The organism is Kitasatospora sp. NPDC096140 (assembly GCF_040303045.1).
In the GTDB taxonomy this organism is placed as follows: domain Bacteria; phylum Actinomycetota; class Actinomycetes; order Streptomycetales; family Streptomycetaceae; genus Kitasatospora.
The window spans coordinates 1-24,001 of record NZ_JBEOUW010000065.1; the positions used below are offsets into that span (position 1 = coordinate 1).

Sequence of the window (24,001 nt, forward strand, 5' to 3'; positions counted from 1 at the left end):
TTGCGCTCCCGGCCTGTAACACGGGTGGCCCGCGCACCCTGACGGTTCCGGGCCTCTCGCACTGCGGCGATCCCGACGGGACTTGAACCCGCGACCTCCACCTTGACAGGGTGGCGAGCTAACCAACTGCTCCACGGGACCAGAGTTTTCTGATCTCGTTCACTCGCTTGCCGCGCTGCGAACAAGACAGACTCTAGCCCATGGTGGGCCCCCAGGTCGAACTGGCTCCTGAAGGCCCACCCGCAGCTCAGGGGGCTGCCCCGCGGCCCGGGTCAGAGGGCGGCCCGCGCCGCCTCCATCGCCTTCATGATCCGCTTCTCCGAGACCGGGCTCGGCGTGCCCAACGACTGGGCGAAGAAGCTGACCCGCAGCTCCTCGATCATCCAGCGGATCGCCCGCACCTCCGCGGAGGGCTGCCGCCCGGCCGGCACCGCCGCCAGCAGTTCCCCGTAGGCCTGCTGGACCTGCTGCACCTTCAGCAGCTGCTGGGCGTCCCGCTGCGGGTGGTTGGGCAGCGCCTCCAGGCGGCGGTCCACCGCCAGCAGGTAGCGCTTGAGGTCCGGCAGCCGCTGCCAGCCGGTCGCGGTCACGAAGCCCGGGTGCACCAGCGAGGCCAGGTGCAGCCGGACGTCGTTCACCGCGTTCAGCAGCACCGGGCTGCTCACCGTCTTCAGACGGGTCGAAGCCTTGTGGAAGGCGATCAGTGCGGTGGCCGTCTTCAACGTGGTGTCCGCGGACAGCTCGTAGAGGTCCGCGCGCACCTTGTCGTGCAGCTTGCCGAAGGCCGCCTCGTCCCAGGCCGGGCCGCCGGCCAGGGTCATCAGCCGGTCCGTCGCCGCGGACACGACGTCCTCGAAGAGCGCGCCGATCGAGCCGTGCGGACTGTGCGAGAGCGCCAGCTTCGCCTGGTTGCCCAACCGGCCCTGGATCGACTTGGCCGGGGAGTTGGTGGTCAGCATCAGCAGCCGCCTCGTCCCCTCCCACATCGCCTGCGTCTGGGCCTCCGGGGTGTCGAACAGCTTGATGCCGACCGCGCTGCCCTCGTCCACCAGCGCCGGGTAGGCGCGCAGCGAGTGGCCGCGCGAGCGCTGCTCGAAGGTGCGCTGCAGGACCGGCAGGGACTCCGGCCAGGCGGTCAGCCCGCCCTGCTCGATGCCCTGGCCGGACGCGGCCGAGGACAGCGTCTCCTTGAGCTTCGGCTTGAGCTTCAGCCGCAGCTCCTCCAGGTCCTTGGACTCGGCGAGCTTGCGGCGCCCGTCCACCACCCGGAAGGTCACCTTGAGGTGCTCCGGCACCCGCTCGTCGTCCCAGGCCTCCGGCGGCACGGTGACGGCCGTCAGCCGCTTCAGGGCGTGCTCCAGGGCGGGCAGCAAGGGCTCCTGGCGGTCCTTCACCGCGCGCAGCGCCGCCTTGGCGAAGTCCGGCGCCGGGACGAAGTTGCGCCGGATCGCCTTCGGCAGCGACTTGATGTACGCGGTGACCAGCTCCTGCCGCAGACCGGGGATCTGCCAGTCGAAGCCCTCCGCGGTGACCTGGTTGAGCACCGGCAGCGGGATGTGCACCGTCACGCCGTCCGCGTCGCTGCCCGGCTCGAACTGGTAGGTCAGCTGGAAGCGCAGCTTGCCCTGCTGCCAGTGGTCCGGGTAGTCGGCCTCGGTGACGCCGTCGGCGGCGTCGTTGATCAGCATCGACTTCTCGAAGTTCAGCAGGTCCGGCTGCTCGTGCCGGGCCTTCTTCCACCAGGAGTCGAAGTGCCGGGTGGAGACGACGTCCTCGGGCAGCCGGGCGTCGTAGAAGTCGAACAGGGTCTGGTCGTCCACCAGGATGTCCCGGCGGCGGGCCCGGTTCTCCAGCTCCTCGACCTCGCCGAGCAGCTTGCGGTTCTCCGCGAAGAACCGGTGGTGGGTCTCCCAGTCGCCCTCGACCAGCGCGTTGCGGATGAACAGCTCGCGGCAGAGCTCCGGGTCGATCCGCCCGTAGTTGACCTTGCGCTGGGCGACGACCGGCATCCCGTAGAGGGTGACCTTCTCGTACGCCAGCACCGCGCCGGCCTTCTTCTCCCAGTGCGGCTCGCTGTAGCTGCGCTTGATCAGGTGGCCGGCCAGCGGCTCGACCCACTCCGGCTCGATCTTGGCGTTGATCCGGGCCCAGAGCCGGGAGGTCTCCACCAGCTCGGCCGACATCACCCAGCGCGGCGGCTTCTTGAACAGGCCGGAGCCCGGGAAGACAGCGAAGCGGGCGCCGCGCGCGCCGCCGTACTCGCGCTTCTCCACGTCGAACAGGCCGATGTGGGAGAGCAGCCCGGCCAGCAGGGACTGGTGGATCCGGTCGGCGTCCGGCTCGGCGTCGGGATGCGGTTCCTCGATGGTCACGCCCAACTGCTTCGCCACGGTGCGCAGCTGGGTGTAGATGTCCTGCCACTCCCGTATCCGCAGGTAGTTGAGGAACTCCGCCTTGCACATCCGGCGGAAGGCCGAGGAGGACAGCTCCTTCTGCTGCTCGCGGACGTAGCGCCACATCGCCAGGTAGGAGAGGAAGTCCGAGGTCTCCGAGGTGAACCGGCGGTGCCGGTCGTCGGCGGCCTGGCGCTTCTCGGCGGGGCGCTCGCGCGGGTCCTGGATGGACAGCGCGGCGGCGATCACCATGACGTCGCGGACGCAGCCGTTGCGGTCCGCCTCCAGCACCATGCGGGCCATCCGCGGGTCCACCGGGAGCTGGGCGAGCTTGCGGCCGAGCTGGGTGAGGCGCTTGCGCGGGTCCTTCTCGTCCGGGTCCAGCGCGCCCAGCTCGTGCAGCAGGTGGACGCCGTCCTTGATGTTGCGCGAGTCCGGCGGGTCCAGGAACGGGAAGGCGGCGATGTCGCCGAGGCCGGCCGCGGTCATCTGCAGGATCACCGAGGCCAGGTTGGTGCGCAGGATCTCGGCGTCGGTGAACTCGGGGCGGGAGAGGAAGTCCTCCTCCGAGTACAGCCGGATGCAGATGCCGTCCGAGGTGCGGCCGCAGCGGCCCTTGCGCTGGTTGGCGCTGGCCTGGCTGATCGCCTCGATCGGCAGCCGCTGCACCTTGGTGCGGTGGCTGTAGCGGGAGATCCGGGCGGTGCCCGGGTCGATCACGTACTTGATGCCGGGGACGGTCAGCGAGGTCTCGGCCACGTTGGTGGCCAGGACGATCCGGCGGCTGTTGGAACGCTGGAAGACCCGGTGCTGCTCGGCCGAGCTGAGCCGGGCGTACAGCGGCAGGACCTCGGTGTTCCTCAGCTTCAGCCGGTTGAGGGCGTCGGCGGTGTCGCGGATCTCGCGCTCGCCGGAGAGGAAGACCAGGATGTCGCCCGGGCCCTCGGCCTGCAGCTCCTGGGCGGCCTCGCAGATCGCCTGGACCTGGTCCCGGTCGCGGTCCGCCTCGTCGCCGTCGTACTCGGCGCCGTCCTCCACGATCGGCCGGTACCGGACCTCCACCGGGTAGGTGCGGCCGGAGACCTCGATGATCGGGGCGTCGCCGAAGTGCCGGGCGAAGCGCTCCGGGTCGATGGTCGCGGAGGTGATCACGACCTTGAGGTCCGGGCGGCGGGGCAGCAGCTGCCTGACGTAGCCGAGGATGAAGTCGATGTTGAGGCTGCGCTCGTGGGCCTCGTCGATGATCAGGGTGTCGTACTGGCGCAGGTCGCGGTCGGTCTGGATCTCCGCGAGCAGGATGCCGTCCGTCATCAGCTTGACCAGGGTGTCCTGGCCGACCTGGTCGGTGAACCGGACCTTCCAGCCGACCGCCTCGCCGAGCGGGCTGTCCAGCTCCTCCGCGACCCGCTCGGCCACCGTGCGGGCGGCGATCCGGCGCGGCTGCGTGTGGCCGACCAGGCCGCGCACGCCGCGGCCGAGCTCCAGGCAGATCTTCGGGATCTGGGTGGTCTTGCCGGAGCCGGTCTCGCCCGCGACGATCACCACCTGGTGGTCCCGGATCGCCGCCAGGATCTCGTCCTTCTTCTGGCTGACCGGCAGCTCGGCGGGATACGTGATCGTCGGGACGGCGTTCCGGCGCTGCTCGACCAGCAACTCGGCGCGCTCGATGTCGGCCGCGATCTCGGCGGCGACCTTCTGCCGGGCCTCGGCCTTGCGGACCCGGCGGGCCCCCTCCAGCCGGCGCCCGATCCGCACCTCGTCGCGCAGGGTCAGCTCGGGCAGGCGGGCGGCCAGCTCGCCGATGCCGGGGCCCTCGGCGGGCGCGGGGGCGGACTGGACTGCGGGAGAACTCACTGCGGGCATCCCTCTAGGTTCGCAAGGAGGCACGGCGGAGCGCACCTCGGTTTTCGAGCCCCTCCAGTGTCACAGCCGCCGGCGGCGATTCGCGAACGCCGGGCAACGGTCCACGGCCGTTACGGGCTCCGGAGGGTTGAGGAGGTGCTCATGGGAGCCCAGAAGACCGCCCGGGACGACGAGTTCCGGGCGTTCGCCGGCGGCGCGTGGTCGCGCTTGTTCAGGACGGCCTACCTGCTCGCGGGCGAACGGCACGGCGCCGAGGACCTGGTCCAGCAGGCACTGGAGCGGGCGTACGTCGCCTGGGGCAGGGTGCGCGCGGCGGACGACCCGCAGGCGTACGTCCGCCGGATCCTGGTCAACGAACACGCCCGGCGCTTCCGGCGCAGGCCGGTCGAGCAGCTCGTGCACGCCGTTCCCGACCGGGCCGCGCCGACCGGGGCCGACCCGGACGACCGGGCCACGCTGCTCGCCGCGCTCGGCGGACTGCCGCCGCGCCAGCGCCAGGCCGTCGTCCTGCGCTACTGGGAGGACCTCACCGAGACCCAGACCGCGGCGACCATGGGCTGCTCGGTCGGGACGGTGAAGAGCCAGGCGGCCAAGGGCCTGGCCAAGCTCCGGGCGGCCTCCTCACTCAGCGGACTGACCAGCATCGGAGGCGGAAGATGAGCAAGGAGTCCATGACCGGCGGCCCGGCGGGCGGTGCCGCGGACGACGAGGCGGCGGCCTCGCGGGCCCTCGGCGAACTGGCCGGGAGCGTCGACATCGGGACGGTCCCGTACGACCGGCTGCTCACCGGCGGGCGGCGCCGGCTGCGGCGCAGGCGCCTGCTGACCGCCGGGGCGGCCGCGGTGCTGGCCGCGGCCGTCGTCGGCGGCGGGGCGGTGCTCGACCAGCGCGGCCGGCAGGCGGTCTCGTCCGTGGTGGCGGCGGCCTCCCCCTCGGCCTCCACGGCCGGATCGGCCCCGGCCTCCGCGGCGGCCACCCCGACCGCGCCCGCGCGGGACCCGCTGACCCCCGTCCGGGTCAAGATCGGCGAAGGCACCGCGGACGGCCGCACCTGGCAGGCCTGGGCCGCCCTGTGGCCGGCCGCCCCCACCAAGGAGGACGCCCACCGGCAGGAGGAACTGCTCTGGACGGAGCGGCACGCCGCCATCCCCCAGCTGCCGAGGATGACGAACGACGAGGTCGACCGCCACTGGCGGCCCGACCTGGACGAGGTGAACCTCTACCTCACCGTGGACGGCAAGCGGCAGGTGAACGACACCGTGCACCAGACCCCCGTCCCGGGGAAGCCGGGCGCGACGTCCGCCCCCGGCTCGCCTTTCGTCGGCGGCGGGGCGATGCTCGGCTTCAAGGGCGGCGAGATGGGCGCCTCGCCGGTGGTGGTCGCCGGGGTCGGGCCCGAGGTCGCGAAGGCCGTGGTGACCTGGAAGACCGGCGGTTCCACCGAGGCGGTGCCGGTCACGGTCGCCGACTCCCCGGTCCGCTGGATCGCCATCGCGAAGAAGCCGGGCTCCGACGCCGACGCCTTCACCCTCTACGCCGCGGACGGCTCGGTGCTCGGCACCGACGACAACTGGTTCCGCTCCTGAGCCGCCCGTGACCCTCCCGGACCGCCGGCCCCGCCGGGAACGTCGGTCCGGTGCGCCACAGGGGTCCCGATTCGACGGTGACGGGTGCCCTGGCGGGCCGAGGAGCCCGCTTCACGGCCGGAGCGCGGCCTCGTCCGCGTCCGGGAGCCAGTCGCGGGCGGGGTCGTACTCCAGCCAGCGGCCGCGGGCCGCCGCGGTGGTGAACGCCCTGAGCAGCGCGTCGAGTCGGGGGTGCGGGTCGGTGGACGCGTCCTCCCGCCAGAGGAGGGACCAGGCGTACAACGGGGTCGGGTCGGCCAGCGGCACGGTCCGGACGCCCGGGCGGTCGGGGAGCGGGGAGTCGGCGGGGACGAGGGAGAAGCAGGACGGGTCGGAGCGGACCTCGTCCAGGAAGTGCTCCAGGCCCAGGTTGGTCGAGCCGACCCGGCGCGCGACGCCGAAGCGGGTCGCGAAGCGGGTGAGGAAGTCCAGCCGGTCCACCGCCGCCGGGTAGCGCAGGGCGCTGTCGCGCAGCTCCGCCGGGCTCAGCACGTCGCGGTCGGCCAGCGGATGGCCGGTGCTCAGCAGCGCGTCCACCGGCTCCAGCCGGACCAGGCGGTGCGTCAGCCCGGCGTCGCCGCCGTCCGGCAGCTGGTGCACCCGGCCGAACCCGGCGTCCGACTCCCCGCGCCGCAGCGCCGCCGCCACCGACGGCAGGTCCCGGCCGGGCACCGGCTCCACCGCCAGCCCCGGCGCCACGTCCACCGCCTGCGCGAGCGTCCGCATCGGCGCGTACAGGTGCCCCCACACGTCGATCCGCAGCGGCCGCGCCGCACAGCCCACGGCGGCCACCGCCCGATCCCCCTGCGCCAGCAACCGCCGCGCCGGCTCCAGGAACCGCTGCCCCGCCCCGGTCAGCCCCACCCCGCGGGCGTCCCGCTCCAGCAGCCGCACCCCCAGCGCGGCCTCCAGCCGCGCCACCCGCTTCGACAGCCCCTGCTGACTGATCCCCAACCGCCCCGCCGCCCGCCCGAAGTGCAACTCCTCGGCCGCGACGACGAACCCCCGCACCTGCGCCAGATCCAGATCCACCCGGGCACCCTAGGCCCTGACGGGCCGCCGGCGCGGAGGCGTCCCGGCCGTCGCAGGCAGCCCCACAACCGCCGGTTGTCGTCGCCGTCCGGTGGTTGTTGGACCTGCCGGGGCGGGGCGCGGTGTGGTGAGGGGGTGACCGACGGAGGAGTGGGGATGAAGGCGCTGGTGGCGACGGGGCGGACGGCGGAGCCGGTGCGGTTCGCGGAGGTGGAGCAGCCGCGACCGGAGCCGGGCGAGGCGCTGGTGAAGGTGGAGGCGTTCTCGGTGAACCGGGGCGAGACCTTCCAGCTGGAGGCGCCCCGGGCCGGGTGGCGGCCGGGGAAGGACGTGGCCGGGCTGGTGGTGCAGGCCGCCGCCGACGGGTCGGGGCCCGCGGTCTGCCGGCGGGTGGTGGCGCATCCGCCGGCCGGGGGCTGGGCCGAGTACGTCTGCGTCCCGACGTCCTCCCTCGCCGAACTGCCCGACAGCCTGGACGCCGTACGGGCCGCCGCGCTGCCGCTCGCGGGCCTCACCGCGCTGCGGCTGCTCCGCACGGCGGGGGCCCTGGCCGGGCGGCGGGTGCTGCTGACCGGGGCCTCCGGGGGCGTCGGCCACTACGTCACCGAGCTGGCGGCCGCGGCCGGGGCCGAGCTGACCGCCGTCACCGCCTCCCCGGAGCGCGGCCGGCGGCTGGCCGAACTGGGGGCGGCCGAGGTGGTCCACGACGTGGCCGCGGCGCGCGGACCGTACGACCTGGTGCTGGAGTCCACCGGCGGCGCCGCGCTGCCGCTCGCGCTGGCCCGGCTCGCCCGGCGCGGCACCCTGATCTGGTTCGGCCAGGCCTCCCGGACGCCCGCCACGCTCGACTTCTTCGACTTCTTCAAGGGCCCGGAGTCGGCGGTCGTCCGGCACTTCCACTACGCCGACTCCGACGTGCCCGACGGCGCGGACCTGGCCACCCTGGTGCGCCTGACGGACCGGGGCCGGCTGACCCCGGAACTCGGCCGGGTGGCGCCCTGGGCCGAGACCGCCACCGTGCTCACCGACCTGCGCGAGCGCCGGATCCGCGGCAAGGCCGTGCTGACCGTCTCCTGAGCCCCGTGCCTGAGCCCCGCGCCCGAGGCCGCGCCCGCGCCCCGTCCGTGAACCGCACCTCGAACCCCGTCCCGAAGGGAACCCCCGCCGTGCCCGACCTGTCCTTCCTCGACACCCCCGGCCTGCTGCCCGCCTTCGTCGCCGAGACCCGCCCCCGCGCCCACGGCGCCGGCCTGGACCTCTACGAGTACGCCCGGGTCACCGGCCCGCTGACCTCCCTGCACGACTGGCCGGCCGCCTGCCGCGCCGCCGGCCGCCGGTACACCGGGACGGCGGAGCGCGCCGCCGCCGAGGGCCGGACGGTCACCGCCGGCGAGGCGTACCGGAGCGCCGCCCGCTGGTTCCACTTCGCGGGTCTGCTCCCGCACCCCGACCGGGCCGCCGCGGCCGAGGTCGCCGAGGAGGCCGACGAGGCGATGCGGCGGGCGCTGGCGCTGCTCGAACCGGGCGCCGAGCGGGTCGAGGGCGAGGGCTTCGCGGGCTGGCTGCGCCGCCCGGCGGCGGGCGGCCCGCCGGTGCCGGTCGTGGTGGTGGTGCCGGGGATGGACTCCGGCAAGGAGGAGTTCCACGCGGTGGCCGAGGCCCTGCTGGCCCGGGGTGTCGCGGTGCTCGCCGTCGACGGGCCCGGACAGGGCGTGCTGGCCGCCCGCAGCGCGCCGGAGCCCGAGTACCACCGGGTCGTCGGGCGCGCCCTCGACGCGCTCGGCCGCCGGGACGGCCTGGACCCGGCCCGGACCGCCGTGATCGGCCTCAGCCTGGGCGGCTACTACGTCGCCGAGGCCGCCGCCCACGAGCCGCGGCTGTGCGCCGCCGCGGTGGTCAGCGGCCCGTACCGGCTGGACTGGGACGGTCTGGTCCCGTTCGTCACCGCGACCCTCGCCCAGCGCTGCGGCGGGTACGAGGCGGCCCGAGCCTTCGCCGGCCGGATCGACCTGGCCGCCCTCGCGCCGCGGATCGCCGTCCCGCTGCTGGTGGTCGAGGGCGGGGAGGACCGCATCCCGGGCGTCACCGACGCCACCGCGCTGGCCGAGCACGCGCCCGACGCCGAACTCCTCCTCGTCCCGCACGGCAACCACCTGCTCGGCACCGCCCTGCCGGACTGGCTCGCCCCCACCGCCGACTGGCTCACCGCACGGCTGTCCGCAGGGCCGGCCGGCGGGACGCCCGGCGGCCGAGCGCGGTGACGCCGAAGAGGACCCCGCCGAGCAGGAAGAACGGCTCGTAGCCGAAGGTCGCGAACCGGGCCATCGCGTCCAGCCCGGCACTCGACCGGCTGCCGACGGCCAGGGCGAACCAATCGGGGACGGACGGCGCGGCGTGCAGCACCAGCAGCGCGGTGGTGCCCCACAGCGCGACGGTCAGCAGCCGCGCCGGCACCCGCCCGCCCCACCGCCGCAGCGGCGCCAGCGCCACCGCCGCGGCCACCGCGCACAGCGGGATCGCGATCACGTCGATCACCAGCAGCGGCGTGTTGCTCCACACCGAGCGGCCCTCCGGCAGCCCGAGCCGCCCGTCGGCCAGCCAGTACAGGTGCACCAGCGCGAAGGCCACCGCCCACGCCGCCGCCACGTACCCGGCCCGCGCCGCCAGCCGGTTCCAGCCCGTGTCCCTCGTCGTCTCCATGCCCCCACCGTCCCGCCCGGCCCCGCCCCGGCGGATCGTCCTGTCGACGGTTCCCCCTCCCCCTGCGGGGGGATCCGGGGCGGACCGGCGGTCAGTGCGGCAGCAGCCGGTCGGTCACCAGCGCGAAGCCGAAGGGCTCCGGGACGTGCAGCGTCTCGCCCTCCCGGGCATCGACCGGAGTGGCCGGGGCTCGGGAACGACGAAGCCCCCGTAGCGAATTCGCTACGGGGGCTTCCTGTTGTGGCCAGGGCCGGGGTCGAACCGGCGACCTTCCGCTTTTCAGGCGGACGCTCGTACCAACTGAGCTACCTGGCCGTACTGCGCGTCTCTTGCGAGACGAGCGATCCCGACGGGACTTGAACCCGCGACCTCCACCTTGACAGGGTGGCGAGCTAACCAACTGCTCCACGGGACCTGGTAGTGGCGAACCACTAAGGTCTTGCGGCACTGCACTTTACTACGGTAATGCGGTACTGCGTGCCCCCAACGGGATTCGAACCCGTGCTACCGCCTTGAAAGGGCGGCGTCCTGGGCCACTAGACGATGAGGGCTTGCGGCCTGTCCCGCTGTTTCCAGCGTTCGGGGACGTCGAGAAGCATATGGGATGCCGGGCGGATCGCCAAAACGGGTTTCGGCCGGGCGGGTGGGGGCGGCCTGCGGGGCGGGGCGGAGCAGGTGCGGCGCGGGGCCGCGGAGGGGGTCAGGACCAGCCGAGTTCGTCGAGCTCGTGGTCGTCGAAGCCGAAGTGGTGGGCGACCTCGTGGATCACGGTGGTGCGGACCTCCTCGACCACCTGCTCGCGGGTCTCGCAGTGGCGGAGGGTCGGGCCGCGGTAGATCAGGATGCGGTCGGGCAGGACGCCCGCGTACCACTCGCCGCGTTCGGTGAGCGGGGTGCCCTCGTAGAGGCCGAGGAGCTCGGGGTCGCTCGGTTCGGGTTCGTCCTCGACGAAGATCGCGACGTTGTCCATCATGGCCGCGAGCTGCGGGGGAATCTGGTCGAGCGCGTCGCTGACCAGCGTCTCGAACTCTTCCCGGGTCATCTCCACCGGATCATTGTCGGGTCTGGGGTGACGGTGTGCCAGGTGGCGGACGCCGGTGTTTGATGGGGCTATGACGACCTCGGAGGGCGCTCTGGGTGACACGGTGGGCGGGCCGCCCGGGACGCCGCCGGTCGCGGCGCGGGTGCGGCACCGGCCGCCGGTGCTGCGCGGGCAGGGGCCGGCGGTGGCGGTGGTCGCGGTCGGCGGGGCGATCGGGGCGGTGGCGCGGTACGCGGCCGGCCTCGGCTGGGAGACCGGGCCGACGGCCTTCCCGTGGACGACGCTGCTGGTCAACGTGGTCGGCTGCGCGGTGATCGGGGTGTTCCTGGTGGTGATCACCGAGGGGCGGCAGGCGCACCCGCTGGTGCGGCCGTTCTTCGGCACCGGCGTGCTGGGCGGGTTCACCACCTTCTCGACGTACGCGGTGGACATCCGGCGGCTGCTGGAGGCGGGCCGGCTCGGGCCGGGGCTGGCGTACCTGGGGCTGACGCTGCTGGGCGCGCTGGTCGCGGTGTGGGCGGCGGCGGGGCTGACCAGGCGTCTGATCCACCGTGCGGTCCGCCGCGGGGCGGCCGGGGGCGGCCCGGCGACCGGCGGGGGTGTGCGGTGACCCGGCTGGGCGGGCCGGCGCTGCGGCTGACGGTGCTGGTCGGGGAGAGCGACCGGTGGCACCACCGCCCGCTGTACAGCGAGGTCGTGCACCGGGCGCGGGCGGCCGGGCTGGCCGGGGCGAGCGTGTTCCGGGGGATCGAGGGGTTCGGGGCGTCGTCGCTGGTGCACACCACGCGGCTGCTGTCGCTGAGCGAGGACCTGCCGGTGGCGGTGGTGATCGTGGACGAGGAGGAGCGGGTGCGGGCGTTCCTGCCGCAGTTGGACGGGCTGGTGGCGGAGGGCCTGGTGCTGCTGGACCGGTGCGAGGTGGTGACCTACACGGGGCGCGGGCCGGGCGGCGGCGCCGACGGCGGTCCGGGCGGCGGCACGGGCGGTGGGCCCGGCGGTGGCGCGGGCCGGGAGCCGGGCCGGGGAGCGTCGGCGGAGTGAACTGGCTGCTGGTGGTGGCGGGCGCGGTGGTCGGCGCTCCGCTGCGGTACCTGACGGACCGGGCGGTGCAGTCCCGGCACGACTCGGTCTTCCCGTGGGGCACCTTCACGGTGAACGTGGTCGGCTGCCTGATCCTCGGGACGGTGACCGGCGCGGTGGCGGCCGGCGCGGCGTCCTCGCGGGTCCAACTGCTGCTGGGGACCGGGCTCTGCGGTGCGCTGACCACCTACTCGACCTTCTCGTACGAGACGTTGCGGCTGGCCGAGACCGGCGCCGGGCGGTACGCGCTGGCGAACGTGGCCGGCAGCGTGGCCGCCGGGCTGGCCGCGGTCTACGCGGGGGCGGAGCTGGCCTCGGCCCTCTGGGGCTGAGGCGCCGGCCCGGGGCGCCGGCCGGGCCACGGCGGACGCGACAGCCGACGCGGCGCCTCGGCGGGCGGCCGGGCCAACTGCCGCCTCGCCCGTGTCCCGCCGGGCCGGGCGCGCGTTGGGCACCGAAAGCGGCCGCGAGTGGGCGGCCCGGGCGGGGCGGTAGGGAGGGACCTCGGTGGCTTCGGTGCGGTCGGTGCGGTCGGTTCGGGCAGTGCGAGCCGTTCGGGCGGTGCGAGCGGTGCGGGCGGTGCGGGCACGGAACGCGGCGGTCCTGCGCTCGCGCGCCCTGCGGGCGGCGGCGGTGCTGACGGTGGCCGGGCTGGGGCTGACGGGCTGCATGTCGGTCGGTCCGGCGGCGGAGGAGAGGCACGGCGGGGTGGCGCCGGTCGGGCAGGCCGGTCCGGCGGGCCGGCCTGGCGCGACGGGCGGGCCCTCGGCCTCGCCGGGGGCCGGGCACCCGGGCGGTGCGTCGGGGCGCCCGGAGCGGCCGGGCGGCCTGCTGGCCGAGAGCGCGCCGGGCGGACCCACGACCTCGGCGCCGGGCGAGGTGCTGCCCGGGGCGACCGGGACGGTGGCCGGGGTGGTCCCGGTGCCGGGGCCGCCCGACGGCGACCCGGGGGGTGGTTCGGCGGGCGGCGTGAACACCAGCCCGGCGCCGCACCCGGGCGGCGGCGGGCCGACCGGCTCCGGCGGCACGGCGGGCTCCGGCGGTACGGGCGGGGCGGGCGGTACCGGCGAGGGCCGCTCGGGCGGTTCGGCGGGCTCGCCGTCGGCCACGCCGAGCAGCCGTCCGTCGAGCACTCCGGAGCCGGAGCACAGTTCGCCCCCCGTGACCGTGCCGCCGCTCCCGGAGCCCTCGTCGGGCAGCTCCGGTTCCTCGGCACCGAGCCCGCGTGCCGGTGGGCATTAGCGTCCTGTCCAGGGCATTTGCCTCCGATCCCCAGGGTCCTCTATGGTGGTAGATCGTTCGTTTGATTCATTTGATTGGCGCCCTATTCCCATCTGGCGCCCTTGGCGCGTTCCGGCGATCCGTGGCTGACCGCATAGAGGCGGTTGTGAAACAGAACCCCGGACTTTGGCGCGTGCCACTTCCGGAAGGTTTTGCATGTCTCTCGTTGACGACGCCCGCTTCGCCATGCCCGCGAACGAGGCCGCCGCCGATGTCACCGACACCACCGACACCCTCGACACCGCCGCGGACGAGGTGATCGCCGAGGCCGTGGAGGCCACCGAGGAGGCGGCCGCCGAGCCGACCATCACCTTCGGCGACCTGGGCCTGCACGACGACGTCGTCCGTGCCCTCGCCAAGCGCGGCGTCACCACCCCGTTCCCGATCCAGGCCGCGACCATCCCGGACGCCCTGGCCGGCAAGGACGTGCTGGGCCGTGGCCGCACCGGCTCCGGCAAGACCCTCAGCTTCGGCCTGCCGCTGCTGACCCGCCTCGCCGACGGCGAGCGCACCAAGCCCAAGCACCCGCGCGGCCTGATCCTGGTCCCGACCCGCGAGCTGGCCATGCAGGTCGCCGACGCCCTGGAGCCGTTCGGCTCGGTGCTCGGCCTCAAGCTCAAGGTCGTCTGCGGCGGCACCTCGATGTCGAACCAGATCTACGCGCTGGAGCGTGGCGTCGACATCCTGGTCGCCACCCCGGGCCGTCTGCGCGACCTGCTGAACCGCGGCAGCGCCAAGCTCGCCGACGTCCAGACCGTCGTGCTCGACGAGGCCGACCAGATGGCCGACATGGGCTTCCTGCCCGAGGTCACCGAGATCCTCGACCAGGTGCCGGCCGGCGGCCAGCGCCTGCTGTTCTCCGCCACCCTGGAGAACGAGATCGACACCCTGGTGAAGCGCTACCTGAAGAGCCCGGTCACCCACGAGGTCGACCCGTCGGCCGGCGCCGTCACCACCATGACCCACCACATCCTCGTGGTGAAGCCCAAGGACAAGGCGCCGATCACCAACGCGATCGCCGCCCGCAAGGGCCGCACGATCATCTTCGTCCGCACCCAGATGGGCGCCGACCGCGTCGCCGAGCAGCTGATCGAGGCCGGCGTGAAGGCCGACGCGCTGCACGGCGGCATGACCCAGGGCGCCCGTACCCGCGTCCTCGGCGACTTCAAGGACGGCTACACCAACGTCGTCGTCGCCACCGACGTCGCCGCCCGCGGCATCCACGTCGACGGCATCGACCTGGTCCTGAACGTGGACCCGGCCGGCGACCACAAGGACTACCTGCACCGCTCCGGCCGCACCGCGCGGGCCGGCCGCTCGGGCGCCGTCGTCACCCTGGTGCTGCCGCACCAGCGCCGCGGCGTCTTCCGCCTGATGGAGGACGCGGGCGTCGACGCCAGCCGCCACATCCTGGACCACGCCTTCGACGCCGAGGTCGCCAAGATCACCGGCGCCCGTTCGCTGACCGAGGTCCAGGCGGAGAGCGCCGCCAACATCGCCGGTGCCGCCGAGCGCGAGATCGCCGACATGACCCGCCAGCTGGAGCGCGCGCAGCGCCGCGCCACCGAGCTGCGCGAGGAGGCCGACCGCCTGGCCGCCCGTGCGGCGCGCGAGCGGGCCGACCTGGGCATCGTGGACGAGGAGCCGGCCGCCGAGGAGACCGGCGAGTCCGCCGCGGCCGAGGCCGCTCCGGCCGCCGCCGAGGCGCCCGCCGCGCCGCAGGCCGAGGAGCGCACCCCGTCGTACCGCGAGGCGCGCACCGAGCGTCCGGCCTTCGGCCGTGACCGCGACCGCGGTGGCGACCGGGACCGCGACGACCGCCGCTCCGGCGGCTTCGGCCGGGACCGCGACCGTGACGACCGCCGTTCCGGTGGCTTCGGCGGCCGTGACCGTGACGACCGTCGCTCGGGCGGTTTCGACCGTGACCGCGGTGGCGACCGTGGTGGCTTCAACCGTGACCGCGGTGGCTTCGCCGGCCGTGACCGTGACGACCGTCGCTCGGGCGGTTTCGACCGTGACCGCGGTGGCGACCGTGGCGGCGACCGTGGTGGCTTCAACCGTGACCGCGGTGGCTTCGCCGGCCGTGACCGTGACGACCGTCGCTCGGGTGGCTTCGACCGTGACCGCGGTGGCGACCGTGGCGGCTTCAACCGCGACCGCGACGACCGCGGCGGCCGTTCCTTCGGTGACCGTCCGGCCCGTTCCTTCGGTGACCGTCCGTCCTTCGGCCGGGACCGCGACGAGCGCGGCGGCAGCAGCCGTCCGTTCTCGCGCCGCGACGACCACCGCTCCGGCGGCCGTCCGCAGGCCGACCGCGGTGGCTTCAACCGTGACCGCGGCGGTTTCGACCGTGACCGCGGTGGCGACCGTGGCGGCTTCAACCGCGACGACCGCAAGCCGCGCTGGAAGAACTGACGCCGCACCGGCGGTGATCGACCGCCGGCCGCGCTGATCGTACGAAGGGCCCGCTCCGTCCCCCGGAGCGGGCCCTTCGCGTTCCCCCGATACCCCCCGACACCTCGTCCTGGCACGTCCCCCCGAGGTGTTGTTCTGGAAGTGAGAATAACCTGTGGCGCGCGGTGGCGGTAGTCCCGTAGCGTCCGGGGCATGAGCAGCAGACTGCATGACGTGGCACGGGTGAACGAGGAGATCGCCGGACGGGGGGACTACCGGACGGCCGGCGGCGAACTCGTGCGGGTGGGGGAGCAGTTGACGGCGGCCCGGGCCGGCACGGTGTCGTACCCGCCGCAGGCGCTGGACGCGCTGGTGGCGGCGGGCGAGCCGGGGCCGGGGCCGCGCGGGAGCGTCGAGGTGACGGCCGAGGGGAGCGTCCAGGCCGCCGGGCGGCTGGTCGCGGCCGGGGCCGGGCCGGTCGGGGTGCTGAACTTCGCCTCCGCGCGCAACCCCGGCGGCGGGTACCTGCGCGGTGCCCGCGCCCAGGAGGAGGACCTGTGCCGCAGCGCGCTGCTGTACAGCTGCCTGCTGGAGGCGCCGGACTACTACGAGGCGCACCGGGCCTCGACCGACCTCCGGTACAGCCACCGGGTGATCGTCTCGCCCGACGTGCCGGTGATCCGGGACGGGCGCGGCGAGCTGCTGGCGCAGCCGTTCCCGGTCACCTTCCTGACCTCGCCCGCGCCCAACGCCGGGCAGCTGGAACGGCGTTCGGCCGGTACGGACGTGCGGGGGGTGCTCGCCGAGCGGGCCGTGCGGGTGCTCGCGGCGGCGGCCCGGCACGAGCTGCGCACCCTGGTGCTCGGCGCCTGGGGCTGCGGGGTGTTCGGCAACGACCCGGCCCAGGTCGCCGAGGCCTTCGACGGTGCGCTGGCGCGGTACGGGGCGGCCTTCGACCGGGTGGTGTTCGCGGTCTGGGACCGCTCGCCGGTCTCGGTGAACCGGGCGGCCTTCGAGGCCCGGTTCGGCGCGGCGAGCCGGGCGTAGCCGGGCCTGAGCGGGCCGGGCCCGAGGCCGAAAGCCGGCCCGCCGGTCCTAGCGGGTCCTGCGGTTGCGGGCGGACAGGGCCGTCGCGGCCGTGGAGGCCGCCGCGACCACGCCGGTGACGGCGAAGACGGACGGCCAGGCGCCGATCCGCTTCGCCAGCGGGTGCGAGCCGCCGAACGCCGCCACGTACAGGCCGGTCAGCGCGGCCGCGGTGCCCGGGCCGGAGCTGCGGCGCCACTGCGCGGCCGCCCCGGCGCCGGCCACCGCCAGCACCGCGCCGCCCAGCTCGCGCCGGCCGGTCCAGCGGGCGACGCCGTAGCCGCCGACCAGGCCGCTCGCCGCGGTCAGCGCGGCGGGCGCGGCGGCCGCGAGCACGTTCGGGACCTTCGCCATCGTCGACTCCACTCCTCGGGGCTGTGTCGGAATCCGACCATAACCCGACCGGACCGGCGATCCACCGGTGGCTCCGGCGGCGGACCGGACCGGCTACGGGGCAGGTGCCGGGCGGCTACCGGACGGCTACGGGGCAGGCGCCGGGGCCCTACCGGAAGGCCGCCGCGGTGGAGTGCCCCGGGACGGTGCGGGCGAGCCACTGCGCCGCCTCCGCCGGGTCGAGCACCCGCTCCAGCCGGAGGTCGCCCGGGACCTCCTGGATGAAGCGCCCGGCGGACCAGCTGCGCTCGTACGGCTGCGGCTCCAGCACCAGGGTGCGCACGCCGTCCAGCAGCGGGATGTCGCTCGGGGTGCCCTCGTTCCAGAGCCAGGAGCCGTCCGGGGCGACCAGGTTGAAGGCGCCGGTCGCGATCGGCTTGCGGTGGTCCAGGAAGGCCGTCCGGGCCAGCGCCACCACCTCCGGGTCCTGCGGGGCGCCGGGGAGGTGGCCGCCGCCGATCAGCACGTCGGCGAGCAGGGTGTGCAGCTGGAAGGTGTCGCCCAGGCCGCTCATCCGCAGCAGGTAGCCGGTGCCGGTGGGGCGGTCGAGCACCAGCAGCGGCTCGTCGTCCAGCATCAGTGCGAGGTGGGCGAGGCCCTTGAAGTCGTGCTGCTCGCCCTCGTGCCGGGCGAACAGGTCCACCAGCACCCCGGTCACGCCCGAGGCGCGGGCCTCGGTCCGGACCGGGGCGTGCGCGTACACCGCCCAGGACGCCTGCTGCCACAGGTGCAGCGTCCACCAGCCGACCACGGCCAGGTGGGCGTGCCACTCGTCCAGGACGGCGGGGTCGGCGATCCGCTCGTGCGCAGCGGCCGGATCGTCCTCCTCCGGGTCCGGCAGCGGGCCGCCGCCGGTCCCGGCCCACCGCCGCGCCAGCAGCTGCGCGCCGGTCAGCGCCCCGCGCAGGCCGGCCAGCACCGGGCCGGCGCAGGCGACCGGGTCGGCGCCGTGCTCGACGCAGGCGCCCACCACCATCGCCAGGTGCGAGCGGGGGAACGGCGGGGCGTCCGGCAGCAGCGCGGCCAGCCGGGGACCGGCAGCGGCCCGCTCGTCCGGTGCGGCCGCGCCGAACAGGCCGCCGACCATGCCGAGGACGGGGCCGAAGCGCTCGTCGTCCCCGGCGGCGACCACCGCCTCCAGGTCGGCCACGGCGTCGAGGAAGGCGGGCTGCTGACGGTGCGACGGTATCTGCTCGGTGGACATTCGCCGCAGCATAGGCGGCGGAGCCGGTCCGGTCGAAACGCCCCCGGGCCCGGGCCGGGTGACGGATACTCGCGCCGTGACCGCATCGCGTGTTTCCCCTGGTGCTCCTGAGGCGACGAGTACCGCCGTGACCGCCGAGCCGGCCCTGAAGGTGGCACCGCTCGAACTCTTCCTGGACCTCGTCTTCGTCTTCACCATCACCCAGCTCACGGGCAGCCTGGTGCACCACCTCACCCCCGGCGGGTTCGCCCAGGTGCTGGTGATGCTGGGCGTGATCTGGTGGATGTACGACGCCTTCATATGGCTGACCAACGCCATGCCGCCGCGCACCCACGGCCGGCGCGGGCTGCTGATGCTGGCGATGGGCGCCTTCCTGGTCATCTCGCTGTCCGTCCCGCACGCCTTCGAGGGCGGCGGTGCCGCGTTCGGCTGGGCGTACCTGGTGGTGGTCGCCCTGCACACCGGGATGTTCGTCGCCGCCGGGGTCACCCCCGCCGCGGTGCTGCGGATGGGCGCGAGCAACCTGGTCGTCGGCGCCCTGGTGGTGGCCGGCGGCTACCTCGCGGGGACGGTCCAACTCGGCTTCTGGACGGCCGCCTTCGCGATGCAGTTCGTGACCCCGTGGGCGGCCGGGCTGCCCGAGTTCCGGCTGCGCGCCGACCACTTCGTGGAGCGGCACGGGCTGATCGTGATCATCGCCTTCGGCGAGTCGGTGATCGCGATCGGCGTCGGCGCCGGGACGGCCGACCTCGGGCCCGCGCTGATCGCCGTCGCGCTGCTCAGCCTGACCGTCTGCGTCGCGCTCTGGTGGGCGTACTTCGGGCACGACGACGACGCCCGCGCCGAGCACCGGATGGCCGCGCTGCCCTCCGCCGAGCGCAACCGGGCGGCCGTCTCGGTCTTCTACCTGGGCCACTTCGGGCTGCTGCTCGGCGTGCTGCTGTTCGCCGCCGGGGTCAAGTCCGCGGTCGGCCACCCGGTCGCCGCGATCAGCCTGCCGCAGGCGGCCGCGCTGGCCGGGGGGATCACCCTGTACCTGGTGGTCAACACGGCCGTGCGCGCCTTCCTCCGCCTGGGCCCCAACCTGCCCCGGCTGCTCGGCGCGGTGCTGGTCGCGGCCACCGTCCCGCTGGGCACCCGGGTGTCGGCGCTCGTCCAGGTCGGCGTGGTGGCGGCGGTGCTGGCCGCGGTCGTCGGCTACGAGGCCTGTCGGTACCCGGTGGCAGACTTCGACCGTGACTGACTCCGCGATCACCGACGGCAGCTACCTCGTCCGCAACGTCGGCACCGGCCTGCTGCTGCAGGTCGCCGACGCCTCCCGGCGCAGCGGCGCCCGGATCGTGCTGGGCACCGACGACGGCACCGACGCCCAGCTCTGGCGGCTCACCGCCGTCCACCCGGGCGGCGCGCTCTACCACCTGGAGAACGCCGGCAGCGGCAAGCGCCTCGACGTCACCGGAGCCTCCCCGGACGACGGCGTCCCGATCCAGCAGTGGGGCGCCAACGCCTTCGGCGCCCAGGAGTGGCTGCTGGAGGCGCACGTGGACGCCCCCGGGACATACACCGTCAGCAGCTTCATCAGCGGCAAGCCGCTGACCGCGCCGCAGGCCCCGGACGGCGTCGTCCACCAGTGGGAGGACGTCGACGAACCGACCCAGTGGTGGCGCTTCGAGCGCCGGCCGTAGGGCCCGCCGTCGAGCCCCCGCCCGGGCCGGGGGCGCCGGTCAGGCCGAGAGGTTGGTGCGGACGGCGTCCAGTTCGGCGTCGGTGACGCCGTGGTGGTGGAGGTAGGCGGGGATCGAGCCGTGGTGGGTGCCGATCCAGGCGAGGGAGGAGGCGATGAGTTCGGCGCCGACCGGGCGGGAGAGGCGTTCGGCTCCGGCCTCGTCGACGTACGGGACGGGGCCCTTGTCCAGGCCGAGGCCGATGTTGGAGAGCAGGAAGTCGGCGGTGATGTCGGCCTCGGAGGCGCCCAGCAGGGACTGCAGGACGGCGATGGTGAGGCCGGTGCGGTCCTTGCCGACGGCGCAGTGGACGACGGCGGCCAGCGACTCCGGCGCGGCGAGGCGGCGGACGACGGCGGCGAGCGAGGCGCCGGCCGTTTCGGCCATGAAGGGGTAGAGGGCGGCCTGGTCCTCCGGCCAGGGCCGGTCGACGTCGCCGCGATCGGCGGGCAGGGTCGGCAGGTTGAGGGTCTCGTGGTCGAGGCCGTGCCGCTGGTCCGGCCAGGTCTCCAGCTCGAACCGGCTGCGCAGGTCGAACACCGTCCGCAGGCCGAGGGCCTTGAGCCGCCGGGCGCCCTCCTCGGTGAGCGTGTGGAAGGAGCCGGAGCGGTAGAGCACGCCCCGGCGGAGGGCGCCGATGCCGCCCGCGTCACGGAAGTTGCGCACACCGGGGATGTCGATGAAGGCGTCGTCGGTCATGGCTTCCACCGTACGGGCGGGGGCAGGCGCGCGGAAGGAAACCGGAGGGGGCCGTTCGGTGGCGGGCCGACGCTGTCCGAAAGCGGCCCCCGGGTGGTGCGGGTTCCGGCTCCGGGGGGCCGGAAACCGGTCGTCAGCGGCCGCCCGAGACCTCCAGGAACGCGCCCGTGGTGTAGGAGGCGGCGGGGGAGAGCAGGAAGAGGATCGCCTCGGCGACCTCCTCCGGCTGCCCGCCGCGCCGCATCGGGAGGTCCGGCGCGACCCGGTCGACCCGGCCGGGCTCGCCGCCGAGCGCGTGGATGTCGGTGTGGATCAGTCCGGGCCGCACCGCGTTGACCCGGATCCCCTCGGCGGCGACCTCCAGGGCGAGGCCGCGGGTCATCGAGTCCACCGCGCCCTTGGCGGCCGCGTAGTCGACGTACTCGTTCGGCGAGCCGAGCCTGGAGGCGGCCGAGGAGACGTTGACGACGGCGCCGCCGCGCCCGCCGTGCCGGGTGGACATCCGGCGGACGGCGTGGGCCGCGCACAGGAACGGGCCGGTGATGTTGGCGGCCCAGATCCGGTTCAGCCGGTCCTCGTCGATCTCCTCCAGCCGGCACTGCTTCTCCAGCGTGCCGGCGTTGTTCACCAGGCCGGTGAGCAGGCCGAGTTCGGCGTCCACGGTGGCGAACAGCCGTTCCACCTCGGCGGTCCGGCTGACGTCGGCGCGCACCGCGAGGGCGGTGCCGCCCTCGGCCCGGATCGCGTCCACGACGGAGGCCGCCGAGGCCTCGTCCGTCCGGTAGTTGACGCAGACGCGGTAGCCGCGGCGGGCGGCCAGCAGGGCGGTGGCGGCGCCGATGCCGCGCCCGGCGCCGGTGACGAGCAGGACTTCGTCGGTGATGGTGGTCGACACGGTCCGTACGCTACCCGCGCGACCGGCCCGGCACGCCTGCCGCGGCGGCCCGCAGCGCCGCGATCTTCGGTGCGCGGCTCTTCGGCGAGTCGAGGCTGAAGCCGCGGGCGTCGCCGAGGTCGTCGCGGACGAACGCCTCGGTGCGGGCCACCGCCTCGCGCAGGGCGTCGTCGAGCGGCACGAAGGGCAGCAGGACGATCTCGGCCCGCTCGGTGTCGTACTCCCAGAGCCCGACGATCCGGCCGCGGTCGAGCACGACGTGGGTCTGCGGGTCGGCCTCGGAGCCGAAGGCCCGGCCGGCCCGGCCGGCGGGCAGCGGGCGGGCGGCGTCGGCGGGGTTGAGCAGCCGGGGCAGGTCGCGGTGCAGCAGGTGGATGCCGTCGATGCCGGCCAGCAGGGTGTAGTGCGGTGTGCTCGGCGCCCTGAACTCGGTGAACTCGTCCGCGAGTTCGGGCGGGAGCAGGAGTTCCGAGCCGGGCGTGAGCGGGACCGCGCCCGCCTCGGCGACGGCCCGCCGGGCGGTGGCGGCGGTGAAGCCGGAGAACCAGCGGAAGTGCTTGACGGTGGCCGGGCCGGCCCAGGAGAAGTAGCGGTGGGCGAGGTCGACGGCGTTCCCCGCGACCGGCTGGTCCCAGCCGACGTAGCCGTAACGCTGCTGGTCCAGGCGGCCGTTGACGGGCACCCGGCGGATCCGGCCGCGCGACTGCATCAGCCCGAGGGCGAGCGGCAGGGTGGTGGCGAGGCCGCGCTTCTTGCCCGCCTCGCCGAGCGGGCGGACCGCGTCCCCGACCGACTCCCGGATCGTGGTCGGGTCCAGCGGCTCCTCGTGCGACAGCACCCGCTCGATGGCCAGGCAGAGCTTCTCCACCTCGTCCCGGCCGACCCCCAGGTGCTTCTCCGCCGCGGTCAGTTCACCCACCGGCGCGGCGGCGCCGCAGGCCAGGCCGAGCGCGAAGTCGGAGCCGGGCAGCACGTACGTGCAGCCGCGGGCGGACGGCAGCTCGTGCACCTCCAGCCGGGCCACCGCCTCGTCCACCGCCGCCCGGCGGAGCCCGGCCCGGGCGAACAGTCCCAGGTACGGTGCCGCGCCGCCCACCGAGCGGGCCCAGCCGGTGGCGGCCAGCACCTCGGCGGCGGACGCACCGGTGTGCGGGCGGTCCAGCCACTGCCGGTGCGACCACCAGGCCCGCAGCTTCTCGACGCCGCCGGCTGCCACCGCTTCCACGTGGGGATCGTGCTCCATGGGGCCAGTATCGGCGGGCGGGCGGGCCCCGGACCGGAATTCGCTCGCCCGGCGCGGCCCGTTCCGGAGAGGATGCCCGTACCCGTCCGCGGCCGGTCCGCGGCGCGTCCGTGGGCCGAACGCCCGTCCGCAGCCCGACCGCCCGCCTCCCGGGAGGAGACCACCCGTGCCCGCAACCGCCCCCGGGACCGTCCTGCTCTCCGGCATCGTCGGCTCCACCGCGTACGGCTTCGCCCACGCCGGCTCCGACCTGGACCGGCTGGGCCTGTTCGCCACGCCCACCGAGGAGTTGCACGGCCTGCACCGCCCCGCCGAGTCGCACGTCAGCACCGCGCCCGACCTCACCCTGCACGAGGCCGCCAAGTGGTGCCGGCTCGCGCTGACCTGCAACCCGACCGCCTCCGAACTGGTCTGGCTGCCCGACGACCTGTACGAGACCCGCACCCCGCTCGGTGCGGAACTCGTCGGCATCCGTACGAGCTTCCTCAGCGCACCCGCCGTGCGGAAGGCCTATCTCGGCTACGCCGACCAGCAGTTCCGCAAGCTGCTGACCCGCGACACCACCGACCCGGCCACTCGCCGCCGGGCCGCCAAGCACGCCCGGCACCTGGTCCGGCTGGTCGAGCAGGCCGTCCGGCTGCACCGGAGCGGCCGCAACCTGATCCGGCTGCCCGACCCCGAACGGATCCGCGAACTCGGCGAACGCATCGCCGACCGCCCCGCCGTCGCCGAGAGCCTGCTCGCGGACGCCGCCGACCGGCTGGCCGGCCCCGGTGTCCTCCCCGCCGCCCCCGACCCGCGCCCGGCCGAGGCGTGGCTCCGCCGCGTCCGTGCGGCCCACTACACGCCGCCTCAAGGGCCGCTGCACACCCACGGCGCGTCCGTGCAATCCACTGGCGGAGCCCTGGGCCCCACCGGGTAGGATCGCCGTGGCTCTCCCCACCGGGCACCACCGGGACCAAGGGCCGCGGGGCACTAGCTCAATTGGCAGAGCTGCGGACTTTTAATCCGTAGGTTCAGGGTTCGAGCCCCTGGTGCCCCACCAGATCCGTCACGGCCGCCCCGGCGAGGTCCCGGAGGCGGCGGATCCCGCCCGCCGCGGCCGTGCGCCGCGGCCGCCGTGTGCCCCCGCCGCGGCGGAGCGGCCGGACGCCCCACCCCCTCCCCCCGATCGACGCCCTGCGACGCCGGCCGACGCCGTGCGCGCCTCCGGCGGCATCCGGACATCCCCGCAGAGCCCCGCGCAGCCGCGCCCGCCCGCCGCCCCGCGGGGGCGGCGGGCGGGGCGCGGGGGCCCCCCGGAGCGGCGGGGGAGCGGCGGCGGGCGGCGGGGGCCGCCGGGCGCCC

At 75.1% G+C, this 24,001-nt stretch carries 21 protein-coding genes and 5 tRNA genes; 13 read left to right on the forward strand and 13 right to left on the reverse strand.

Annotated elements, in window-relative coordinates; translation table 11 throughout:
- Window positions 1-67: 67 nt before the first annotated feature.
- Together ABT048_RS38585 and hrpA are read right to left on the reverse strand one after the other, a co-directional pair.
- Window positions 68-141 (reverse strand) — tRNA-Asp (locus tag ABT048_RS38585).
- A gap of 131 nt (window positions 142-272) precedes the next feature.
- Window positions 273-4,256, reverse strand: coding sequence for an ATP-dependent RNA helicase HrpA (gene hrpA, locus ABT048_RS38590; protein WP_350526314.1), 3,984 nt, complete (start codon window positions 4,254-4,256; stop codon window positions 273-275).
- Between the two features lie 141 nt (window positions 4,257-4,397).
- Here hrpA and ABT048_RS38595 point away from each other — a divergent pair, with 141 nt between their 5' ends.
- Both ABT048_RS38595 and ABT048_RS38600 read left to right on the forward strand, forming a co-directional pair.
- On the forward strand, window positions 4,398-4,916 hold the full coding sequence (locus ABT048_RS38595; protein WP_350526315.1) for a SigE family RNA polymerase sigma factor: 519 nt from the start codon (window positions 4,398-4,400) through the stop codon (window positions 4,914-4,916).
- On the forward strand, window positions 4,913-5,842 hold the full coding sequence (locus ABT048_RS38600; RefSeq protein ID WP_350526316.1) for a hypothetical protein: 930 nt from the start codon (window positions 4,913-4,915) through the stop codon (window positions 5,840-5,842). Before ABT048_RS38595 ends, ABT048_RS38600 begins: the two co-directional genes overlap by 4 nt.
- Before the next feature lie 111 nt (window positions 5,843-5,953).
- Here ABT048_RS38600 and ABT048_RS38605 read toward each other — a convergent pair whose 3' ends face one another.
- Window positions 5,954-6,913, reverse strand: a complete 960-nt coding sequence (locus ABT048_RS38605) for a LysR family transcriptional regulator (protein ID WP_350526317.1) — start codon at window positions 6,911-6,913, stop codon at window positions 5,954-5,956.
- A gap of 156 nt (window positions 6,914-7,069) precedes the next feature.
- Here ABT048_RS38605 and ABT048_RS38610 point away from each other — a divergent pair, with 156 nt between their 5' ends.
- Both ABT048_RS38610 and ABT048_RS38615 read left to right on the forward strand, forming a co-directional pair.
- Window positions 7,070-7,990 carry a zinc-binding dehydrogenase gene (locus ABT048_RS38610; protein ID WP_350526318.1) on the forward strand — a complete coding sequence of 307 codons (921 nt, stop codon included), beginning with the start codon at window positions 7,070-7,072 and terminating at the stop codon, window positions 7,988-7,990.
- Window positions 7,991-8,079: 89 nt separating this feature from the next.
- Complete coding sequence (locus tag ABT048_RS38615; RefSeq protein WP_350526319.1) at window positions 8,080-9,174, forward strand: alpha/beta hydrolase family protein; 1,095 nt, start codon at window positions 8,080-8,082, stop codon at window positions 9,172-9,174.
- Here ABT048_RS38615 and ABT048_RS38620 read toward each other — a convergent pair.
- From ABT048_RS38620 to ABT048_RS38640, 5 genes are all read right to left on the reverse strand, one after another.
- Window positions 9,116-9,613: a DUF3995 domain-containing protein gene (locus ABT048_RS38620; RefSeq protein WP_350526320.1), complete on the reverse strand. Its 498-nt coding sequence runs from the start codon at window positions 9,611-9,613 to the stop codon at window positions 9,116-9,118. The genes ABT048_RS38615 and ABT048_RS38620 overlap by 59 nt on opposite strands.
- A 241-nt stretch (window positions 9,614-9,854) precedes the next feature.
- Window positions 9,855-9,928 (reverse strand) — tRNA-Phe (locus tag ABT048_RS38625).
- A 26-nt stretch (window positions 9,929-9,954) separates the two neighbouring features.
- Window positions 9,955-10,028: transfer RNA gene (locus tag ABT048_RS38630), tRNA-Asp, on the reverse strand.
- Between the two features lie 63 nt (window positions 10,029-10,091).
- Window positions 10,092-10,164 (reverse strand) — tRNA-Glu (locus tag ABT048_RS38635).
- Window positions 10,165-10,313: 149 nt separating this feature from the next.
- Complete coding sequence (locus tag ABT048_RS38640; RefSeq protein WP_350526321.1) at window positions 10,314-10,655, reverse strand: metallopeptidase family protein; 342 nt, start codon at window positions 10,653-10,655, stop codon at window positions 10,314-10,316.
- Between the two features lie 70 nt (window positions 10,656-10,725).
- Between ABT048_RS38640 and crcB (ABT048_RS38645) the strand changes: the two genes are divergently transcribed.
- From crcB (ABT048_RS38645) to ABT048_RS38665, 5 genes are all read left to right on the forward strand, one after another.
- Window positions 10,726-11,265 carry a fluoride efflux transporter CrcB gene (gene crcB, locus ABT048_RS38645; protein WP_350526322.1) on the forward strand — a complete coding sequence of 180 codons (540 nt, stop codon included), beginning with the start codon at window positions 10,726-10,728 and terminating at the stop codon, window positions 11,263-11,265.
- Entirely contained in the window at window positions 11,262-11,696 is a 435-nt protein-coding gene (locus ABT048_RS38650; protein ID WP_350526323.1) for a DUF190 domain-containing protein, read from the forward strand. Before crcB (ABT048_RS38645) ends, ABT048_RS38650 begins: the two co-directional genes overlap by 4 nt.
- Window positions 11,693-12,067, forward strand: coding sequence for a fluoride efflux transporter CrcB (crcB, locus tag ABT048_RS38655; protein ID WP_350526324.1), 375 nt, complete (start codon window positions 11,693-11,695; stop codon window positions 12,065-12,067). Before ABT048_RS38650 ends, crcB (ABT048_RS38655) begins: the two co-directional genes overlap by 4 nt.
- Window positions 12,068-13,172: 1,105 nt before the next feature.
- The gene (locus ABT048_RS38660) at window positions 13,173-15,431 is read left to right on the forward strand and encodes a DEAD/DEAH box helicase (RefSeq protein WP_350526325.1); all 2,259 of its coding nucleotides are present in this window, start codon (window positions 13,173-13,175) and stop codon (window positions 15,429-15,431) included.
- Window positions 15,432-15,623: 192 nt separating this feature from the next.
- Complete coding sequence (locus ABT048_RS38665; RefSeq protein ID WP_350526326.1) at window positions 15,624-16,457, forward strand: TIGR02452 family protein; 834 nt, start codon at window positions 15,624-15,626, stop codon at window positions 16,455-16,457.
- A 48-nt stretch (window positions 16,458-16,505) separates the two neighbouring features.
- Here the strand turns inward: ABT048_RS38665 and ABT048_RS38670 are convergent, their stop codons facing one another.
- The gene (locus ABT048_RS38670; protein WP_350526327.1) at window positions 16,506-16,850 is read right to left on the reverse strand and encodes a hypothetical protein; all 345 of its coding nucleotides are present in this window, start codon (window positions 16,848-16,850) and stop codon (window positions 16,506-16,508) included.
- Between the two features lie 148 nt (window positions 16,851-16,998).
- A complete protein-coding gene (locus ABT048_RS38675; RefSeq protein ID WP_350526328.1) occupies window positions 16,999-18,093 on the reverse strand; it encodes a hypothetical protein in 1,095 nt (364 codons plus the stop codon).
- Between the two features lie 127 nt (window positions 18,094-18,220).
- On the opposite strand from ABT048_RS38675, the gene ABT048_RS38680 reads away from it, so the two are divergent.
- Both ABT048_RS38680 and ABT048_RS38685 read left to right on the forward strand, forming a co-directional pair.
- On the forward strand, window positions 18,221-19,336 hold the full coding sequence (locus ABT048_RS38680) for a low temperature requirement protein A (RefSeq protein ID WP_350526329.1): 1,116 nt from the start codon (window positions 18,221-18,223) through the stop codon (window positions 19,334-19,336).
- Complete coding sequence (locus ABT048_RS38685; protein WP_350526330.1) at window positions 19,329-19,778, forward strand: RICIN domain-containing protein; 450 nt, start codon at window positions 19,329-19,331, stop codon at window positions 19,776-19,778. The genes ABT048_RS38680 and ABT048_RS38685 overlap by 8 nt, the downstream gene beginning before the upstream one ends.
- Before the next feature lie 39 nt (window positions 19,779-19,817).
- On the opposite strand, the gene ABT048_RS38690 is transcribed toward ABT048_RS38685, so the two are convergent.
- The 3 genes from ABT048_RS38690 to ABT048_RS38700 all read right to left on the reverse strand — a co-directional run bounded on the left by ABT048_RS38690 (window position 19,818) and on the right by ABT048_RS38700 (window position 22,654).
- Window positions 19,818-20,516, reverse strand: coding sequence for a tyrosine-protein phosphatase (locus ABT048_RS38690; protein ID WP_350526331.1), 699 nt, complete (start codon window positions 20,514-20,516; stop codon window positions 19,818-19,820).
- A 133-nt stretch (window positions 20,517-20,649) separates the two neighbouring features.
- Complete coding sequence (locus ABT048_RS38695; protein ID WP_350526332.1) at window positions 20,650-21,411, reverse strand: SDR family oxidoreductase; 762 nt, start codon at window positions 21,409-21,411, stop codon at window positions 20,650-20,652.
- Between the two features lie 10 nt (window positions 21,412-21,421).
- Window positions 21,422-22,654 carry a DNA glycosylase AlkZ-like family protein gene (locus tag ABT048_RS38700; RefSeq protein WP_350526333.1) on the reverse strand — a complete coding sequence of 411 codons (1,233 nt, stop codon included), beginning with the start codon at window positions 22,652-22,654 and terminating at the stop codon, window positions 21,422-21,424.
- Window positions 22,655-22,820: 166 nt separating this feature from the next.
- On the opposite strand from ABT048_RS38700, the gene ABT048_RS38705 reads away from it, so the two are divergent.
- Both ABT048_RS38705 and ABT048_RS38710 read left to right on the forward strand, forming a co-directional pair.
- Window positions 22,821-23,576 carry a nucleotidyltransferase domain-containing protein gene (locus tag ABT048_RS38705; RefSeq protein WP_350526334.1) on the forward strand — a complete coding sequence of 252 codons (756 nt, stop codon included), beginning with the start codon at window positions 22,821-22,823 and terminating at the stop codon, window positions 23,574-23,576.
- Between the two features lie 47 nt (window positions 23,577-23,623).
- Window positions 23,624-23,699: transfer RNA gene (locus tag ABT048_RS38710), tRNA-Lys, on the forward strand.
- Window positions 23,700-24,001 lie beyond the last annotated feature (302 nt).

What these genes read in the sequence shown, in the direction of transcription:
- hrpA (WP_350526314.1), bottom strand. Translation starts at nt 4,256, where the DNA reads ATGCCCGCAGTGAGTTCTCCCGCAGTCCAGTCCGCCCCCGCGCCCGCC.
- ABT048_RS38595 (WP_350526315.1), top strand. Translation starts at nt 4,398, where the DNA reads ATGGGAGCCCAGAAGACCGCCCGGGACGACGAGTTCCGGGCGTTCGCC.
- ABT048_RS38600 (WP_350526316.1), top strand. Translation starts at nt 4,913, where the DNA reads ATGAGCAAGGAGTCCATGACCGGCGGCCCGGCGGGCGGTGCCGCGGAC.
- ABT048_RS38610 (WP_350526318.1), top strand. Translation starts at nt 7,070, where the DNA reads ATGAAGGCGCTGGTGGCGACGGGGCGGACGGCGGAGCCGGTGCGGTTC.
- ABT048_RS38620 (WP_350526320.1), bottom strand. Translation starts at nt 9,613, where the DNA reads ATGGAGACGACGAGGGACACGGGCTGGAACCGGCTGGCGGCGCGGGCC.
- ABT048_RS38640 (WP_350526321.1), bottom strand. Translation starts at nt 10,655, where the DNA reads ATGACCCGGGAAGAGTTCGAGACGCTGGTCAGCGACGCGCTCGACCAG.
- crcB (WP_350526322.1), top strand. Translation starts at nt 10,726, where the DNA reads ATGACGACCTCGGAGGGCGCTCTGGGTGACACGGTGGGCGGGCCGCCC.
- ABT048_RS38660 (WP_350526325.1), top strand. Translation starts at nt 13,173, where the DNA reads ATGTCTCTCGTTGACGACGCCCGCTTCGCCATGCCCGCGAACGAGGCC.
- ABT048_RS38665 (WP_350526326.1), top strand. Translation starts at nt 15,624, where the DNA reads ATGAGCAGCAGACTGCATGACGTGGCACGGGTGAACGAGGAGATCGCC.
- ABT048_RS38670 (WP_350526327.1), bottom strand. Translation starts at nt 16,850, where the DNA reads ATGGCGAAGGTCCCGAACGTGCTCGCGGCCGCCGCGCCCGCCGCGCTG.
- ABT048_RS38675 (WP_350526328.1), bottom strand. Translation starts at nt 18,093, where the DNA reads ATGTCCACCGAGCAGATACCGTCGCACCGTCAGCAGCCCGCCTTCCTC.
- ABT048_RS38690 (WP_350526331.1), bottom strand. Translation starts at nt 20,516, where the DNA reads ATGACCGACGACGCCTTCATCGACATCCCCGGTGTGCGCAACTTCCGT.
- ABT048_RS38700 (WP_350526333.1), bottom strand. Translation starts at nt 22,654, where the DNA reads ATGGAGCACGATCCCCACGTGGAAGCGGTGGCAGCCGGCGGCGTCGAG.